The following is a 14,755-nucleotide window of genomic DNA, read 5'->3' on the forward strand; positions in this document are numbered from 1 at the left end:
ATGTCCATCCCGCGCGCGACTGCCAGGCTGCAGTTGCATAAAGACTTCAATTTCGACCAGGCCGCCGAAGTGGTGCCGTATTACGCATCGCTCGGCATCAGCCATATCTATTCGTCGCCGATCCTGACCGCGCGCAGCGGTTCGACGCATGGTTACGACATCGTCGATCCCACGCGCATCAATCCCGAGCTGGGCGGGGAGGAGGGGCTGCGCCGCTTCGTGGCGAAGATCAGGGAAGCCGGCATGGGACTGATTCTCGATATCGTGCCCAACCACATGGGCGTCGGCCCGGAAAATCCCTGGTGGCAGCACGTGCTCGAGTGGGGCGAGGGCAGTCCCTACGCGCGCTGGTTCGATATCGACTGGAATCCCGCCGACGAAACGCTGCGCGGCAAGGTGATGGCGCCGTTCCTCGGCAAACCCTACGGCGACGCCCTCAACGATGGCGAGATTGCGCTGCAATACGACGAGACGCGCGGCAAGTTCTTCATCGCCTACTACATGCACCGGTTCCCGGTTTCACCTTCGGATTACAGCAGCATCCTGCGCCATGCCGGTTCGGACCGGCTGACGCCGGCCATCGCCACCTTCGAGGAGCGGGCCGCCGGGGAGGCCGGCCTCACGCAGCATTATGCGGACCTCGGCTTCGGCCTGCTGCGCGAGGCCGGAATCAGCGAGGAAGGGCGCTCGGACATCGAAATGGCGCTAGCCGCCTATTCCGTGGCATCGGACCAGGGAAGGGACGCCCTGCACGCCTTGCTGGAAAGGCAGCACTACCGCCTGGCCTGGTGGCGCTGTGCCGCCGACGGCATCAACTGGCGCCGCTTTTTCGAGGTGACGGACCTCGCCGGGGTGCGCGCCGAACAGGATGACGTGTTCGAGGCAACGCACGCAATGATCTTTCGTCTATATACAGAAGGCCTGATCGACGGCGTCCGCATCGACCATGTGGATGGGCTTGCCGATCCCGGCGCTTATTGCCGCAAGCTGCGGCGCCGCCTGCAGGCCCTGACGTCCCAGAGACCGATCGAGCTGCCGCCGGCCCCGGCCTGGATCGTCGTGGAAAAGATACTCGCCCACGGCGAGCACCTGCGGCAGAACTGGGAAATCGACGGCACCAGCGGCTACGATTTCATGGACCGCGTCGGCGCGCTGCTGCACGATCCGGACGGAGACGAACCGCTGGCCACCATGTGGAACGCGCTGACCGGGCATGACCTGGATTTCCAGGCCGAGGTCCGGCAGGCGCGCCGCCAGCTGCTCTCCAACAACCTTGCGGGAGAATTCGAGGCGGCGGCACGCGCCCTGCATGCGGTCGCCCGCACCGACCTGCGCACGCGCGACTTCTCGCTCGGCGCGATCCGGCGGGTATTTGCCGAGTTGCTGGTGCATTTCCCGGTCTACCGCACCTATGCCGACGCGAACGGCCGCGACGAGCTCGACGAGGCCGTGATCGATACGGCGCTGGAGCAGGCGCGGCAGAGCGCGGACCGCAACGAAACGCCGCTGCTGGACGTGGTGGCGCACTGGCTGGGCGGCGACGCACCACGCGACGCCGCCAATCCGCGGGTGCGCTACCTGCATCAACGCGCAATCACCCGTTTCCAGCAGCTCACCCCGCCATTGGCGGCCAAGTCGGTGGAAGACACGGCGTTCTACCGATACGGCCGGCTGCTGTCCCGCAACGAGGTCGGTTCCGATCCGACCCAGTTCGCCTGCAGCGTGCGCGAATTCCACGCGGCAAACAAGGAACGCGCATCCCGTTTCCCGTATTCCATGCTCGCCACCGCCACCCACGACCACAAGCGCGGCGAAGACGTGCGGGCACGGATCGCGGCCATCAGCGAGATTCCGGCCGTCTGGAATACCACCGTCAGGCGCTGGATGGCGCTCAACGCGGAGAAGCGCAGCGAAGTGGCGGGCGAGGGCGGGACGGCGGCGATGGCCCCGCAGCCTGCCGACGAGCTGATGCTCTACCAGATGCTGGTCGGCGCATGGCCCATCGGGCTGCAGCCGGGAGACCGCGAAGGCGTGCGCGCTTTCGCCGAACGGCTAGAAAAATGGCAGACCAAGGCGCTGCGCGAAGCCAAGCAGGTCAGCGACTGGGTGATGCCGAACGAGGAGTACGAAGCCGCCTGCCGGCGCTTCCTGTTCGCCATCCTCGAGGCTAATACGGAAAACCGCTTCCTGACGGAGCTTGCCGCTTGCGTCGGCAGCCTCACTGCGCCCGGCGTCGTCAACAGCCTTGCGCAGACCGTGCTGCGCATGACCGCGCCGGGCGTGCCGGACCTGTACCAGGGCACCGAATTCTGGGATTTCAGCCTGGTCGACCCGGACAACCGGCGGCCGGTGGACTACGGCAGGCGCATGCAGGCGCTGCAAGCCGACGCACCTTCGGTGGATATCAACGACTGGCAGGACGGCCGGTTGAAACAGCGGCTCATCCTGCGCACGCTGCAGTTGCGCGCGCGGGAGCCCGAGCTGTTCTTGCGCGGAGATTACCTGCCGCTCGAACTGGAAGGCGCGCTGGCCGGACACGCGGTCGCCTTCGCGCGCCGGCTCGGCGACCGTTCGGCCATCGTCCTGACCACGCACCTCCCGCTTCGCATCCTGGCGCAGGACGGAACGCCCGTGGTGCCGCCAGTGCGCTGGCAGGACACGGCGTTGTTGTGTCCCTGGGCGCAAGACTCAACCTGGAGCGAGGTCTATACCGGAAGCCAGGTCAGGATCAGCTCCGGAAAGCTGATGCTCGCCGAGGCGTTCGCCCAGCTTCCGGTGGCTGTCCTGGTGTAGGGGTGAATTGCTATACGTGCGAGATGGAGTATTTCTATTTCAAATCAATGTATTGAAGGAGAAACATAAACCACCAGGTTAAATTGAGGATCAAGGACTTCCGGCGTAAATTTAAAGTTGTTTGGAGGAGTGTCGTGAAATATAAAAATGGCGGCATAATTTCTTTTTTATTCAATAACTTGCCGCCATTATTTAAATAAATAGATTAGAAAATCCTCTGGCTATTTCGCCTTTGCATTTGCCAGCGCATCGTCAACCAGCTTCTTCAACTGGTCGTAGCCAAAGCTCGGAAGCGGCTTGCCGTTGACGAAGAACTCCGGCGTCTTGGTGACGTTCAGGGTTTGCGCATCGGCCAGGTCCTGCTGGATGATCCGGGCGGCTTCGGGCGACTGCATGTCTGCACTTGCGCGTTGCATGTCCAGTCCCAGTCCGAGGCTGTCGATGACTTTCCAGGCTACTTCCGGCTGGGCTGCATGGTTCTTGACCCAATAAGGCTGGGCATCCAGCAAGCCTTCCAGCGCAGGCCAGAATTTGCCCTGCTTGCGTGCCGCCTCCAGCATCGCGACAACCTGGTCGGAGCCGCGATGGAAGGGCGCATAGCGGACGGTCAGCTTGACCTTGCCTGGATGCGCCGCCATCAGGTCCTTCACCATCGGATAGAAATCCCTGCAGGTTTCACAGGCCGGGTCGAGGAATTCCACGATATGCACCGGTGCGTCGGCATTGCCGGTGGTCTGGGAATGGAAGCGCACCAGCGCCTCGCTGTTTCGGGCCGCTGTCTGGGCAGCCTGTTCCGCCTGGCGGCTCTTGAACACGAACGCGCCGGCCGCAAAGGCTGCAACCAGCAGGATGGCAGTACCGATGAAGAGATGTTTTTGTTTCATTTGGCTGATTTAAAGGTAAGAAAGAGCAAGGCATTGATCACGGTGAAGGCGGCCAGCGCCAGCAGTGGAATCGTCACGAATCCGAACCATTCGACCTGGATGAGGCCGCACGGCACGCCTTGGGTGCAAGGCGTGGCGCTCTCGGGAATGATCCCGGCAGTCAACAGCACGTGATAGGCCGCTACGAGCCAGCCGCCGATTGCCAGCGGAAGCCCGTAACGGACCACCCTGGGATCGAACGGGAACAGACCGACGGCAAGGACCAGCACCAGCGGGAACATGAAAATGCGCTGGTACCAGCACAGTACGCAAGGCGCCAGTCCCATGACTTCGCCGAGGAACAGCGCGCCTAGGGTTGAAACCGCAGCCACCAGCCAGGCGCCGAAGACGAGTGCCCATGCAGACAGTTTCATGCTGCGCCCCCATGGGCATTGAAGAATTGAAGTACGAATTGAGGTTGCACGAAGTTTCCCGGAATGAAGGCAAGACCGGACTATAGCAATTGTTGTGCCTTGACCGCCAAACTCCGGAAAACCCTGTGGGGAGCGCGATTGGGAGTCATTTCAGTTGGAATGGATGCAGTGCGGGCAAGCGGGCGGTTCTCAAAAACGGGAAAAGCGGAGCCGGATAATGGCAACCTCAAACCAATTATCAGGAGGCTTCGGCCACAGGCCCCTTGCCATTGCCTGCATTTTGCGGCCGGGCGTTGCTATGCAAATGCACCTTGGTTTCGTACTGCCTGAAGGCGTCACGCAAGTTTGCGCGGAGCGACTCGACGCTTGAGGTCTTGCTCAGGATCTTGTACACGTTGCCGGCGTTCACTGCCTCCGCGACGGTTTCGAAATCGGCATGGGCAGTAAAGAGTGTCCGGACAGTCATCGGATACATTTCCCTTACGCGCCGCAGGAACTCGGTTCCCGGCATTCCGCGCATTCGCAGATCGGAGACGACGACACCGACGCCATGCTCCCACATCACTACCAGGGCTTCCTCGCCGCTTTTCGCCGTCAGGATCTTCCAGCCTTCGGAGCGGAACGCATGACTGAACATTTGCAGAACTTCCGGCTCATCGTCGACGATCAGCAGCGTCGACGCAGCGGCATCGACAGGGTCGGCAGACGCCAGGCATCGCCCCTGGCGGAGCAATTCCGTCAGCTCGGCCGCCGGCAAAGGCTTGCTGAACAGGAAACCTTGCATCTCCTGGCACACCTGCTTGCGCAAGTATCCCAGTTGCGCCGGGGTTTCCACGCCCTCGGCAATCGTCGCAAGGCCAAGGTTGTGCGCCATTGAGAGAATGCTTCTCACCAGAGCGGCGCTGCTGCTGTGCTCCATCATGTCGCGGACGAAGGACTGGTCGATCTTGATCCGGTCCACGGGGTAACGACGCAGGTAACTCAGCGAAGAATAGCCGGTACCGAAATCATCCAGCGACAGGCTGACCCCGAGCTTCTTCAGGTCGTGCATGATCTGGATGGTCTGCTCGGCGTTCTCGAGGATCAGGCTTTCGGTCAGCTCCAGTTCAAGGTATTCCGGAGCCAATCCGGCATCGCCGAGCGCTTGCTCCACCGATGTCATCAGGTCGGCGAGGCGAAACTGCTGGGCCGACAGGTTGACCGCCATGCGGATGGCGGGGAGACCCAGCCTCATCCATTCCCTTGCCTGCCTACATGCGGCCTGCAGGACCCACGTCCCGACGCGCGACATCAGCCCGCACTCTTCAAGGAGGGGAATGAACTGATTCGGGGGAATCAGCCCGCGCACCGGGTGCCGCCAGCGAAGCAGTGCTTCGACGCCGACTACCATGCCGCTTTTCATGTTCAGCTGCGGCTGATAATAAAGTTCGAATTCTCCACGCTCAAGGGCGCGGTGGAGCTCGGCCTCCATCTCCACATGCCGTTCAAGGTCACGATCAAGATCCGGGCTATAAAGGCGAAAGCCGCCTTCGGGACCGACTTCATTGGCCGCAGCACGCGCGCGGCGGAGCAGGGCTGCGATATCCTGCTCGTGGAGCCGGTGTGTCACTCCGCCTATGGCAAGGTGAAGAAACACCTCCTTGCCGTCGACATGCACAGGCTGCTCGACCACCCTTACCATCTCGCGGGCAAGAGATTCGGCGCCCGAACTGTCCCGCGCGTTAAGCGTCACCAGTGCGAATTCTTCGTGCCCCAACTGCGCCAGCAGGCCGTCCGTCCCCCTTAAATCCTCCAGGCGCAATGCGATGGTGCGCATGACATCATTCGTGGCAGCAGGTCCGAGGATCTGCGCAACCCGTTCCAGCCGCAACAGGCGCATATCGAACAAGGTCAGGAATGCGCCGCGGTGCTGCGCGCGAGCGGCCAGTTCCGGCAGGCGCTCCTCCAGCAAGGACCGGTTCGGCATGCCTGTCTGCGCATCGTAGGATGCCATGTAATACAGCTTCGATTCAGCTGCCAGGCGATGCTGCTCGTTCAACTGATGATCAAGGGAGAAGCAGATATCCTCGGTCACTTCCTGCAACAGCGCGGTCACCGCCGTGTCGAAACAGCCGGCATCGACAGCAAAGACCGTCAGGACGGCCACGACATTTCCATGTTCGCGCAAGGGGAGTCCGGCCATTGCGCGAATCCCGCGCTGCGCGAGTTCGGCCGGATACATCGTTGAAGGAAGGGCGTCCAGATTATCGAGGATGCGGATCTTAGCGGCCTTCCGGACCATATCTGAAAAGCCGCCTGAAAGGGCCAGTGCGCTTTCGATGGCACCGATCCCGCCGGCGCTGCTCAGTACCCGCAGCGTCCTGGTAGACGGTGCGACGAGACCGATCCAGGCCGCGTCGAACAAACCGGATTCAACGGCAATCGTGCATGCGCTCCGAAAGAGGTCGTCCGGCGATTCTGCACGCACGATTGTCCGATTGATACGACTCAGCATCGAAAGGACGCTGTTCGATTTCTTGAGACTGATATTCTTTTTACGCATGATTCGTAGAACCTCCTTCCGGAGGTCGGTCGATCCCGAGCAGCCGCGACACGCGCAATGACAGCTCCCACCGGTCAACGGGCTTGCGAATGAACTCATCTGCGCCTGACGCAAGCAGGCGGCGATGGGTCGCCACATCGTCCAGTGCCGAAATGATCATGATCGGAATCGCAGAGGTGGCAGGAGCCTTCTTGAGCGCCTGAGTTACTTCGAAACCATCCATGCCGGGCATCATCAGGTCGAGCAGGATCAGGTCAGGGTGAGCCGATGCCGCCAATGCCAAAGCCTCCCGTCCAGAGTTGGCTGACAGGGTTTGATAACCGTCCGTTCTTAGCAAGACGTCAAGCAATCGCAGGTTGCGTTCCTCATCATCAACGATGAGGATGGTGGCGCGCTCAGTGTTTTCCATTGACGCAATATGTCCTCGTGTCCGAGTTTCGGAGCCCGTTCATACAGCCTACGTCCTCACTCGGGCGAGCGGTATCCCATATTCATTTGGTTAAATGCCATGGCTCAAAATATTGCCACATGGAATTATTTTGGGGTTGATATTTCTCAATGCTTGACTGCCATAGGCGGAATATCGGATACGAGCGAGACTCAACAACTCCCATGGGAATGCCGGGCAAGCTCAATGGGCTTCAGTAGTATTGCCAGTCCAATCACAAGCAGCGCCTTGCCAATTCGCTTTTCCGCAGAGCGGTATCCCCTATTCATAAGATGGGCGACCATGCCGCAAGATATTGACGTACAGATGTGACTACCATCGGCATGCCTGCCTTGATCCATGGCAGAGACTCTCCATCGAGACCATCTTCCATTGGACTCCTTCCTTTGAACTCGTTCTGCCGATATTTTTTCCCGATCTGCGCGCAATCGAAATGCGCTGTTGCTCCGCACGTTGATTGAGACATGAAGTCGCCATTGCGCACCGACTGTCGGGATTGATCCGTAACTCTCCGTCTCTATGTGATTCACGCGCAGCGTTGAATCCCACGAATATGGGATCAATTGTGGATTTGTGATGCCGTTATAGATCTCAGTGCGGCTGAAACACAGTGCGCGTTGTTGATGCAACATGCGAGGAACACACGTGTTACTGCTGTTGATCTTTACCGCAGAAAACACGTGTGCGATTATGTGGCGTGCGCATCGCGCAATCTGTCAGCCGATTGTCTTTCCGGGACGCCGCCTAAAAATCGCGGCCAGAAAGGTATATATGACGGTCAAGTCTGAAGATATGCAGTCCGCCTTCAACCCCGGCGGCACATTGAAGACAACCACCTGCGAGGCCGGAAAGGCCTTCCAGTTTCACTGCTTGCCGGCAGCGCACAAGCTGCTTCCACTTCGGGCCGGACTCGACGATCTGACCGGATTGCCGAACAGGCAGGCGCTCTGGACAATCCTCGAAGACGCCATCACACGCACACCTGTCGGCGAACAGATATTTGCCCTGCTTGTCGTTGACGTCGACCTTTTTCGCTTCATCAACAAGAACATCGGATACGATCGTGCCGACAAGCTGCTGCAACAGCTTGCGCAGCGGCTGGACTGCTGCATCCGCGGCAACGGCGCCGTGACGCGCCATAGCGTTGATGAATTCGGAATCGTGCTGACCGGCATCCGTCATGCGCGGGATGCTGCAACCATTGCCGAACGAATCATGCGTACTGTCGAGGGGCCGTTCACAGTCGACGACACCCTCACGCGCATTACCTGCAGCATTGGAATCTCTCTCTATCCCCAGGACGGCAACGACCCTTCAGCCCTGATTCGCTACGCCAATCTGGCCTTGCATCGTGCCAAGGAGATCGGGCGCAACAATTCGCAATTCTTCGCTCCGGAATTGAACGCGAGAGTCGTGGAACGAGCAAGACTCGAAATCGCATTGCGCGAAGCGGTCGAGAAGCAGGAAATGAATCTGCACTACCAGCCGATTGCCGACCTGCAGACCGGGAAGCTGGCAGGCATGGAGGCATTGGCACGCTGGCACAGCACGGAGCTCGGGAACGTCGCTCCGGCCCGTTTCATCGGGGTCGCGGAGGAGTGCGGCCTGATCGAACAGTTGGGCGAATGGGCTATCCGCAGGGCGTGCATGGACATTCGCCGATTGCTCGATGCCGGTCTGGCCGTGCCGAGGGTGGCGGTCAACGTATCGCCCAGGCAGTTCCGGGATCCCTCGCTGGCCGCAAAGGTCGGCAATGCGATGAGCGAGTTCAGGATCGACACCGACATGCTTTGCCTCGAAATCACCGAGAACGTCCTGATGCAGGATTCGCCGGCAAGCGAAGCAACGCTGGCACGCCTGCGGGCGCTGGGCATCGACCTCGTCCTGGATGATTTCGGCACGGGCTATTCGTCGCTTGCGTACCTGAAGCGGTATGCATTCAGCAAGGTGAAGATCGACCGCTCTTTCATCGAAAACATCGCCACTGGCGGTGACGACGGCGCCATTGCAAGGACGGTCGTTTCAATGGCGCATTCCCTCGGAATCCGTGTGGTCGCCGAAGGCGTGGAAACAGAAGAGCAGTGCGATTTCCTGCGCAAAAACATGTGCGACGAGATCCAGGGTTTCCTGTATGCGCCGCCGCTGGCGCTGGACGCCTTCCACGATTTTGTAAGTGAAGAGCGAAGTCTCGCGGGCCATCTCCTGCGCTTCGCACGTCCGTCTCGAACGTTGCTGCTGGTCGATGATGAGGTGAACATTGTTTCCGCACTCAAGCGGCTGCTCCGTCCGGATAACTACAACATCCTGACCGCCAACAGCGGCAGGGAAGGGCTGGAGATATTGGCGCGGCACCCTGTCGACGTGATCGTCTCCGACCAGCGCATGCCCGAAATGACCGGCGTCGAATTTCTACGCCACGCCAAGGAACTCCATCCGGACACTGTCCGCATCGTACTGTCCGGTTATACCGAACTGCATTCGGTAACCGATGCGGTAAACGAAGGTGCCATCTACAAGTTCCTGACAAAGCCGTGGGAAGACAACCACTTGCGCGCGCACATCGACGAGGCATTCCGGCGCAAGGAAATGGCGGACGAAAACCGCCGGCTCGACCTGGAGGTTCGCACTGCGAACTTCGATCTGGCTGTCGCCAATCGCCGGCTCGAGGAAATCGCCCGGCAGCAGCAACAGCAGATAAGGCGTGACGAGGTCAGCCTGCACGTCGTGCGCGAGGCGCTGCAAAACATTCCACTACCGGTTATCGGGCTGGACGAAGACGATTACATCGCATTTATCAACGTCGCCGCGCAAGGGATCTTGCGTGAAGGCGGATTCCTCCTCGGCTGCGATGCCAGGGAGGTGATGCCGGAACTTGTTGCTGCGGTGGGGGCGATGGCCCATGGCAGCCCGGGTCAGCTGCAACTGAATGGCGCAAGGTACCGGGCGATCTGCCACCGCATGGGGCAAGGATCTGAATCGCGGGGTGTTCTCGTGACCTTGAACAGGGAATATTCATGATCAACCGAAGCAAGCAGGTGCCACTGGACGACGCCGAATCCGGCATGGTCCTGGCTGAAGCGGTGCGGGATGGACAGAACGCGGTATTGCTGCCCGAAGCGACGACACTGACCGATACGCAGCTTCGCTCCCTGGAGCGTCGTGGAATAGGGCATGTCGTCATTGTGGATAACGAAATATCGCAAGAAGAATGGGAGGCCGAGTCCCGGCGCGTGCAGGTGCGCCTTGTGCGCCTGTTCCGGAATTGCGCGGGAAGCGGCGCGTCCGATGTATTGAAGCAGTGCGTCTTCGAATACAGGATGGGAACCGAAACATGACGCACCTGTCCCCCGATGACGTCGCAAAGGGCATCCGCAACCTGCCTTCGCTTCCTGTGGTGGTGATCGACGTGCTGAAGAGTTTCGAGCAGGTCGATGCCAATGTAGGAGCCCTGGCGGAAAAGGTGGCGAAGGACCAGGCGCTGGCAGCGAAGACGCTGCGCATCGCAAACTCCTCGTTCTACGGTCTTTCACGCAGGGTGACGACTATCCAGCAGGCGATCACCATACTTGGATTCGACAGCGTACGCGCGCTTATTGCCGCCGCGGCGGTGACCGATATCTTTTCCGGAGACATCCATGGCTCGTTCGATTTCAAGGCTTTCTGGAGGCACTCGATGGGTACCGGGCTATGCGCCAAGATGCTGGCCCGGCAGATAAAGCTCAACCAGGATCACGCCTTCGTCTGTGGACTTCTGCACGATATCGGGCGGCTGGTGCTGGTGACCCGCTTTCCTGACCAGTATTCCGCGGCGATGAAATACCGGGATGAAAAGGATTGCTATGTAATGGAGGCCGAACGCAGTGTGCTTGGCACGGACCATCCCGCGGTCGGACGTGCACTGGCGGATCACTGGAAATTCCCCTTGATCATGCAAAAGGCAATCGCCAACCACCACAACCCGCAGAGGGATGATCTTCGCGACATCCCGGCAATCGTGCATGTCGCGGATGCCGCCGCGCATGCGCTCGACATGACCCAGGATGACGATGACCTCGTTCCGGTTGTCTCGGACGACGCCTGGAAAAGCCTCGGGCTGGATGCCTCGGGCTTTCGAGCGGTGTGCCGTGATACCGAAGCCGAATTCGAAGAAGCATGCCAGGTTCTTTTTGTGTGAGTGCCCAACTTATGAACGATTTCATCAATTCGACAGCGCCCGTCCCCGAGGCAGAGATGCAGTACCTGGAACCGGATTCCGGCTCCAGCGGTTGCGACTGGCGCAGCAAGGCGGATGCCTTGCCGATTTCCGAGTACTTTGATGGATCGCCGGTGCCCGCTTTTGCCATCGATGCCGACCACGTGGTCACCCAATGGAACAAGGCCTGTGAAAAGATCACCGGCATTTCTGCGGCAGCGATGGTCGGATCCAGCTCCCATTCGCAGGCTTTTTACAAGCACAAGCGTCCTTTGCTGGCGGATCTCATCGTGGCGGGAACAACCGACGAGGCAGTGGAAGAGCACTATCGAGGCAAGGTCAAGCGTTCGACCCTGATCCCCGGGGCGTACGAAGTCGAGGACTTCTTTCCCCAGCTTGGAGAGAGCGGACGCTGGCTGTTCTTTTCGGCGGCGCCCCTGCACGATGCGAGCGGAAAGATCGCTGGCGCCATCGAAGTGCTGCAGGACGTCACCAAGAGAAAATTCGCCGAAACCGACCTGTATAACGTACAGGCGAAGCTGGAGGAGCTCGTCGTACAGCGCACGTCGCAGCTGGCCCAGGCCAACTTGTTTCTGGAAGAGGACATCCGCAAGCGGGAGGCGGCCGAGGCCGAGCTCCTGCGCCGCAACAACGAACTCACTGAACTCAACAAGAAACTGAGCCAGGCGCAGGAACAGCTGCTGCAATCGGAGAAGATGGCCTCCATCGGCCAGCTTGCGGCGGGCGTGGCGCATGAAATCAACAATCCCATCGGCTACATATTCTCGAATTTCGGCACCCTCGAGGGATACATCGTCAAAGTGTTCGAGATGCTGAAGGTGTATGAAGAGGCCGAATCCTCCATTGCCTCTCCCCAGGTGCTTTCCCGGATCAGCGAAGAACGCCGCCGGATCGAGCTTGATTACCTGAAAGAAGATATTCCCGCGCTGATGAACGAATCCAGGGAAGGAATCGTGCGCGTGCGGAAAATCGTGCAGGACCTGAAGGATTTTTCGCGTGTCGACGTGGACCAGAGCTGGCAGTGGGCCAACATCCTGCGCGGCATCGAATCGACGCTGAACATCGTCAACAACGAGGTGAAGTACAAGGCCGACGTCGTCAAGGAATACGGCGACATCCCGGAGGTCGAATGCCTGCCTTCACAGATCAACCAGGTCATCATGAACCTCGTCGTGAACGCGGCCCAGGCCATCAGCAACGACACGCGGGGCACGATCACGATCAGGACAGGGGCGGCCGGCGAAAGCATCTGGATAGAGGTGGCCGACACCGGCTCCGGCATTCCGAAAGATGCCCTCCCGCGCATCTTCGATCCTTTCTATACCACCAAGCCTATCGGCACCGGCACCGGACTCGGATTGTCGCTATCCTACGGCATCATCCAGAAGCATGGAGGCCGGATAGACGTGGACACGGAAGTGGGCCGCGGCACGACATTCCGTATCACGCTGCCGATCCGCCATAACGAGACTGCAATCAAGAAGGAAGGACAACCATGATGCAGACGGCAATGGTCCCCGATGCGATGTTGAGCCTCGGCCCGCGTATCCTGTGCGTGGATGACGAACCGAACATCCTGGCGTCCTTGCGCCGGCTGTTCCGTACGCAGGGCTACCATGTGATTACGGCGGAGAGCGGACAGGAAGGGCTTGCGAAGCTGGAGGCAGAATCGGTGGACATCGTCATTTCCGACATGAGGATGCCGGAAATGGATGGCGCGCGATTCCTGGAGCGGGTACGTGAAGCACGCCCGGACACGCTGCGCCTTCTGCTGACGGGCTACGCCGATATCCAATCCATCCTCGATGCAATCAATCGCGGCGAAATCTATCGCTACATCACCAAGCCATGGGATGACAACGACATTCTGCTGATTGTCCGCCATGCATTCGAACGCAAGGCGCTCGAGCAGGAGAAGCAACGCCTGGAAGCATTGACCCAGCGTCAGAACGAGGAACTCAAACAGCTGAATGCCGGACTCGAGGCCACCGTACAGAAGCGCACCGCCGAGTTGAAGCGGGCACACGATTCGCTGCTGGCCACCAACGAAAAACTGAAAGCCAGCTTTCTCACCTCGATCAAGGTGTTCTCGGGCATGACCGAGATGCGCAGCAAGAATCTCGCCGGACATTCGCGCCGCGTTGCAGACATGGCACGCCGCATCGCGGTGAAAATGCATCTCGAGCCGCACGAGGTACAGGATGTTTTCGTCGCCGGCCTTCTGCACAGCATCGGCAAGATAGGATTCTCCGACGACATGTTGTCGATTCCGGTCAGCATGATGAAAGGCGACATGCTCGGACTCTATCGCAAGCATCCCCAATCGGGAGAACAACTACTGACGGCGCTGGAGGATTTGCGCGGCGCCGCACAGATCCTGCGCTCGCAAATGGAACGATTTGACGGTGAGGGTTTCCCCGATCATCTCGCGGGTCTGGCGATCCCGATCGGCGCGCGCATCCTCGCGCTTGCCAGCGACTTCGACAATTTGCAGATCGGGACACTGACCCAGCGTCGTCTCCGGCCGGACGAAGCGGTCACCCTGATCCTGCAGAACAGCGGAAAGCGTTACGATCCGCAGGTCGTCAAGGCGTTCGCGGAGATCATCCATGGAGGCCTTGATGAAATTGCAAAGGAAATCCAGTTGACGGCCGGAGAATTGCAATCAGGCATGGTGTTGTCGCGCGACCTGTTCACCAACGACGGCTTGCTGCTTCTTCCCGCCGACCACGTGCTCGACCATCGCTTGATCCAGCAGATCATGAGCTATGACGTCGCAGATGAAAGCCGCCTGAAGATATATGTGCGTTCTGAAAGGAGAGGGCAATGAAGCGGCTATTGCTGGTTGATGACGAAGTGCACGTCCTGCAAGCACTGCATCGGGCGCTGCGTCAAAGTTTCCCCGGCCAGAACCTCCATGTCGAGACATTTTCCGACCCGGAACAGGCACTCGTACGCAGCGGTGAAAGCATGTTCGACGTCGTTGTCTCCGACTACCGCATGCCGGGAATCAACGGTATCGATTTCCTGAAGATGATCAAGCAAACGCAACCGGATGCCATCCGTCTGGTGCTCAGTGCGTCGACGGAATTTGAAACCGTCATGCAGGCACTCAATCAGGCGGAGGTATTCCGGTACATCCCCAAGCCCTGGCAAGGCGATGAGCTGACAGCGACGATTGCATCAGCATTCGCACGTCACGATCAGATCATGGAAGACCGGAAGCTGGCTGATCTGCTGCGTCCGGAACATGGCGAACTGACGCCGCAAGAACTGGAAGCCCGGCGTCTGGAAACGGAAGAGCCGGGGATCACTAAGGTCAACTGGGGGGAAGACGGATCGGTGCGCATTGACTGAGATTTCGGGGAAGTACTTGGGTTTGTGAGTAGGCGGAAGTAAATTCCATACACCTTGCATACAAGAAAATCATTCACTTTCAAAGTCTTCAAACGATACTTCGAC

The 14,755-nt window shown here is 59.5% G+C and carries 11 protein-coding genes; 7 read left to right on the forward strand and 4 right to left on the reverse strand.

Translation table 11 applies throughout. The annotated features are described in order from the left end of the window. Entirely contained in the window at positions 1–2,793 is a 2,793-nt protein-coding gene (treY, locus tag AC3WOY_RS25345; protein ID WP_492428892.1) for a malto-oligosyltrehalose synthase, read from the forward strand. Between the two features lie 221 nt (positions 2,794–3,014). Here the strand turns inward: treY and AC3WOY_RS25350 are convergent, their stop codons facing one another. The 4 genes from AC3WOY_RS25350 to AC3WOY_RS25365 form a co-directional block, all read right to left on the reverse strand. After that, positions 3,015–3,677, reverse strand: coding sequence for a DsbA family protein (locus AC3WOY_RS25350; RefSeq protein ID WP_492428894.1), 663 nt, complete (start codon positions 3,675–3,677; stop codon positions 3,015–3,017). Continuing rightward, positions 3,674–4,090, reverse strand: coding sequence for a disulfide bond formation protein B (locus tag AC3WOY_RS25355; protein ID WP_492428896.1), 417 nt, complete (start codon positions 4,088–4,090; stop codon positions 3,674–3,676). The genes AC3WOY_RS25350 and AC3WOY_RS25355 overlap by 4 nt, the downstream gene beginning before the upstream one ends. A gap of 238 nt (positions 4,091–4,328) precedes the next feature. Continuing rightward, complete coding sequence (locus AC3WOY_RS25360) at positions 4,329–6,632, reverse strand: EAL domain-containing protein (RefSeq protein ID WP_492428898.1); 2,304 nt, start codon at positions 6,630–6,632, stop codon at positions 4,329–4,331. Continuing rightward, complete coding sequence (locus AC3WOY_RS25365) at positions 6,625–7,041, reverse strand: response regulator (protein WP_492428900.1); 417 nt, start codon at positions 7,039–7,041, stop codon at positions 6,625–6,627. Before AC3WOY_RS25365 ends, AC3WOY_RS25360 begins: the two co-directional genes overlap by 8 nt. Positions 7,042–7,851: 810 nt before the next feature. On the opposite strand from AC3WOY_RS25365, the gene AC3WOY_RS25370 reads away from it, so the two are divergent. From AC3WOY_RS25370 to AC3WOY_RS25395, 6 genes are read left to right on the forward strand one after another with little or no spacing between them, the layout of a single operon-like run. Then, the gene (locus tag AC3WOY_RS25370; RefSeq protein ID WP_492428902.1) at positions 7,852–10,098 is read left to right on the forward strand and encodes an EAL domain-containing protein; all 2,247 of its coding nucleotides are present in this window, start codon (positions 7,852–7,854) and stop codon (positions 10,096–10,098) included. Further along, positions 10,095–10,415 (forward strand): hypothetical protein, encoded by a 321-nt coding sequence (locus tag AC3WOY_RS25375; RefSeq protein ID WP_492428904.1) that lies wholly within the window; start codon positions 10,095–10,097, stop codon positions 10,413–10,415. The genes AC3WOY_RS25370 and AC3WOY_RS25375 overlap by 4 nt, the downstream gene beginning before the upstream one ends. Beyond that, positions 10,412–11,254, forward strand: a complete 843-nt coding sequence (locus AC3WOY_RS25380; protein WP_492428906.1) for an HDOD domain-containing protein — start codon at positions 10,412–10,414, stop codon at positions 11,252–11,254. The genes AC3WOY_RS25375 and AC3WOY_RS25380 overlap by 4 nt, the downstream gene beginning before the upstream one ends. Continuing rightward, the gene (locus AC3WOY_RS25385) at positions 11,251–12,792 is read left to right on the forward strand and encodes an ATP-binding protein (protein ID WP_492428908.1); all 1,542 of its coding nucleotides are present in this window, start codon (positions 11,251–11,253) and stop codon (positions 12,790–12,792) included. The genes AC3WOY_RS25380 and AC3WOY_RS25385 overlap by 4 nt, the downstream gene beginning before the upstream one ends. Continuing rightward, the gene (gene nosR / locus AC3WOY_RS25390; protein WP_492428910.1) at positions 12,789–14,123 is read left to right on the forward strand and encodes a response regulator c-di-GMP phosphodiesterase, NosR family; all 1,335 of its coding nucleotides are present in this window, start codon (positions 12,789–12,791) and stop codon (positions 14,121–14,123) included. Before AC3WOY_RS25385 ends, nosR begins: the two co-directional genes overlap by 4 nt. Next, positions 14,120–14,650 carry a response regulator gene (locus tag AC3WOY_RS25395; RefSeq protein ID WP_492428912.1) on the forward strand — a complete coding sequence of 177 codons (531 nt, stop codon included), beginning with the start codon at positions 14,120–14,122 and terminating at the stop codon, positions 14,648–14,650. The genes nosR and AC3WOY_RS25395 overlap by 4 nt, the downstream gene beginning before the upstream one ends. Positions 14,651–14,755 lie beyond the last annotated feature (105 nt).

It is taken from the genome of Noviherbaspirillum sp. FW303-A3 (genome assembly GCF_058788695.1).

Bases quoted from the DNA above. Each gene is read 5' to 3' on its own strand.
- AC3WOY_RS25375 (WP_492428904.1), top strand. From the start codon at position 10,095: ATGATCAACCGAAGCAAGCAGGTGCCACTGGACGACGCCGAATCCGGC.
- AC3WOY_RS25380 (WP_492428906.1), top strand. From the start codon at position 10,412: ATGACGCACCTGTCCCCCGATGACGTCGCAAAGGGCATCCGCAACCTG.
- AC3WOY_RS25350 (WP_492428894.1), bottom strand. From the start codon at position 3,677: ATGAAACAAAAACATCTCTTCATCGGTACTGCCATCCTGCTGGTTGCA.
- nosR (WP_492428910.1), top strand. From the start codon at position 12,789: ATGATGCAGACGGCAATGGTCCCCGATGCGATGTTGAGCCTCGGCCCG.
- treY (WP_492428892.1), top strand. From the start codon at position 1: ATGTCCATCCCGCGCGCGACTGCCAGGCTGCAGTTGCATAAAGACTTC.
- AC3WOY_RS25370 (WP_492428902.1), top strand. From the start codon at position 7,852: ATGACGGTCAAGTCTGAAGATATGCAGTCCGCCTTCAACCCCGGCGGC.
- AC3WOY_RS25365 (WP_492428900.1), bottom strand. From the start codon at position 7,041: ATGGAAAACACTGAGCGCGCCACCATCCTCATCGTTGATGATGAGGAA.
- AC3WOY_RS25355 (WP_492428896.1), bottom strand. From the start codon at position 4,090: ATGAAACTGTCTGCATGGGCACTCGTCTTCGGCGCCTGGCTGGTGGCT.
- AC3WOY_RS25360 (WP_492428898.1), bottom strand. From the start codon at position 6,632: ATGCGTAAAAAGAATATCAGTCTCAAGAAATCGAACAGCGTCCTTTCG.
- AC3WOY_RS25395 (WP_492428912.1), top strand. From the start codon at position 14,120: ATGAAGCGGCTATTGCTGGTTGATGACGAAGTGCACGTCCTGCAAGCA.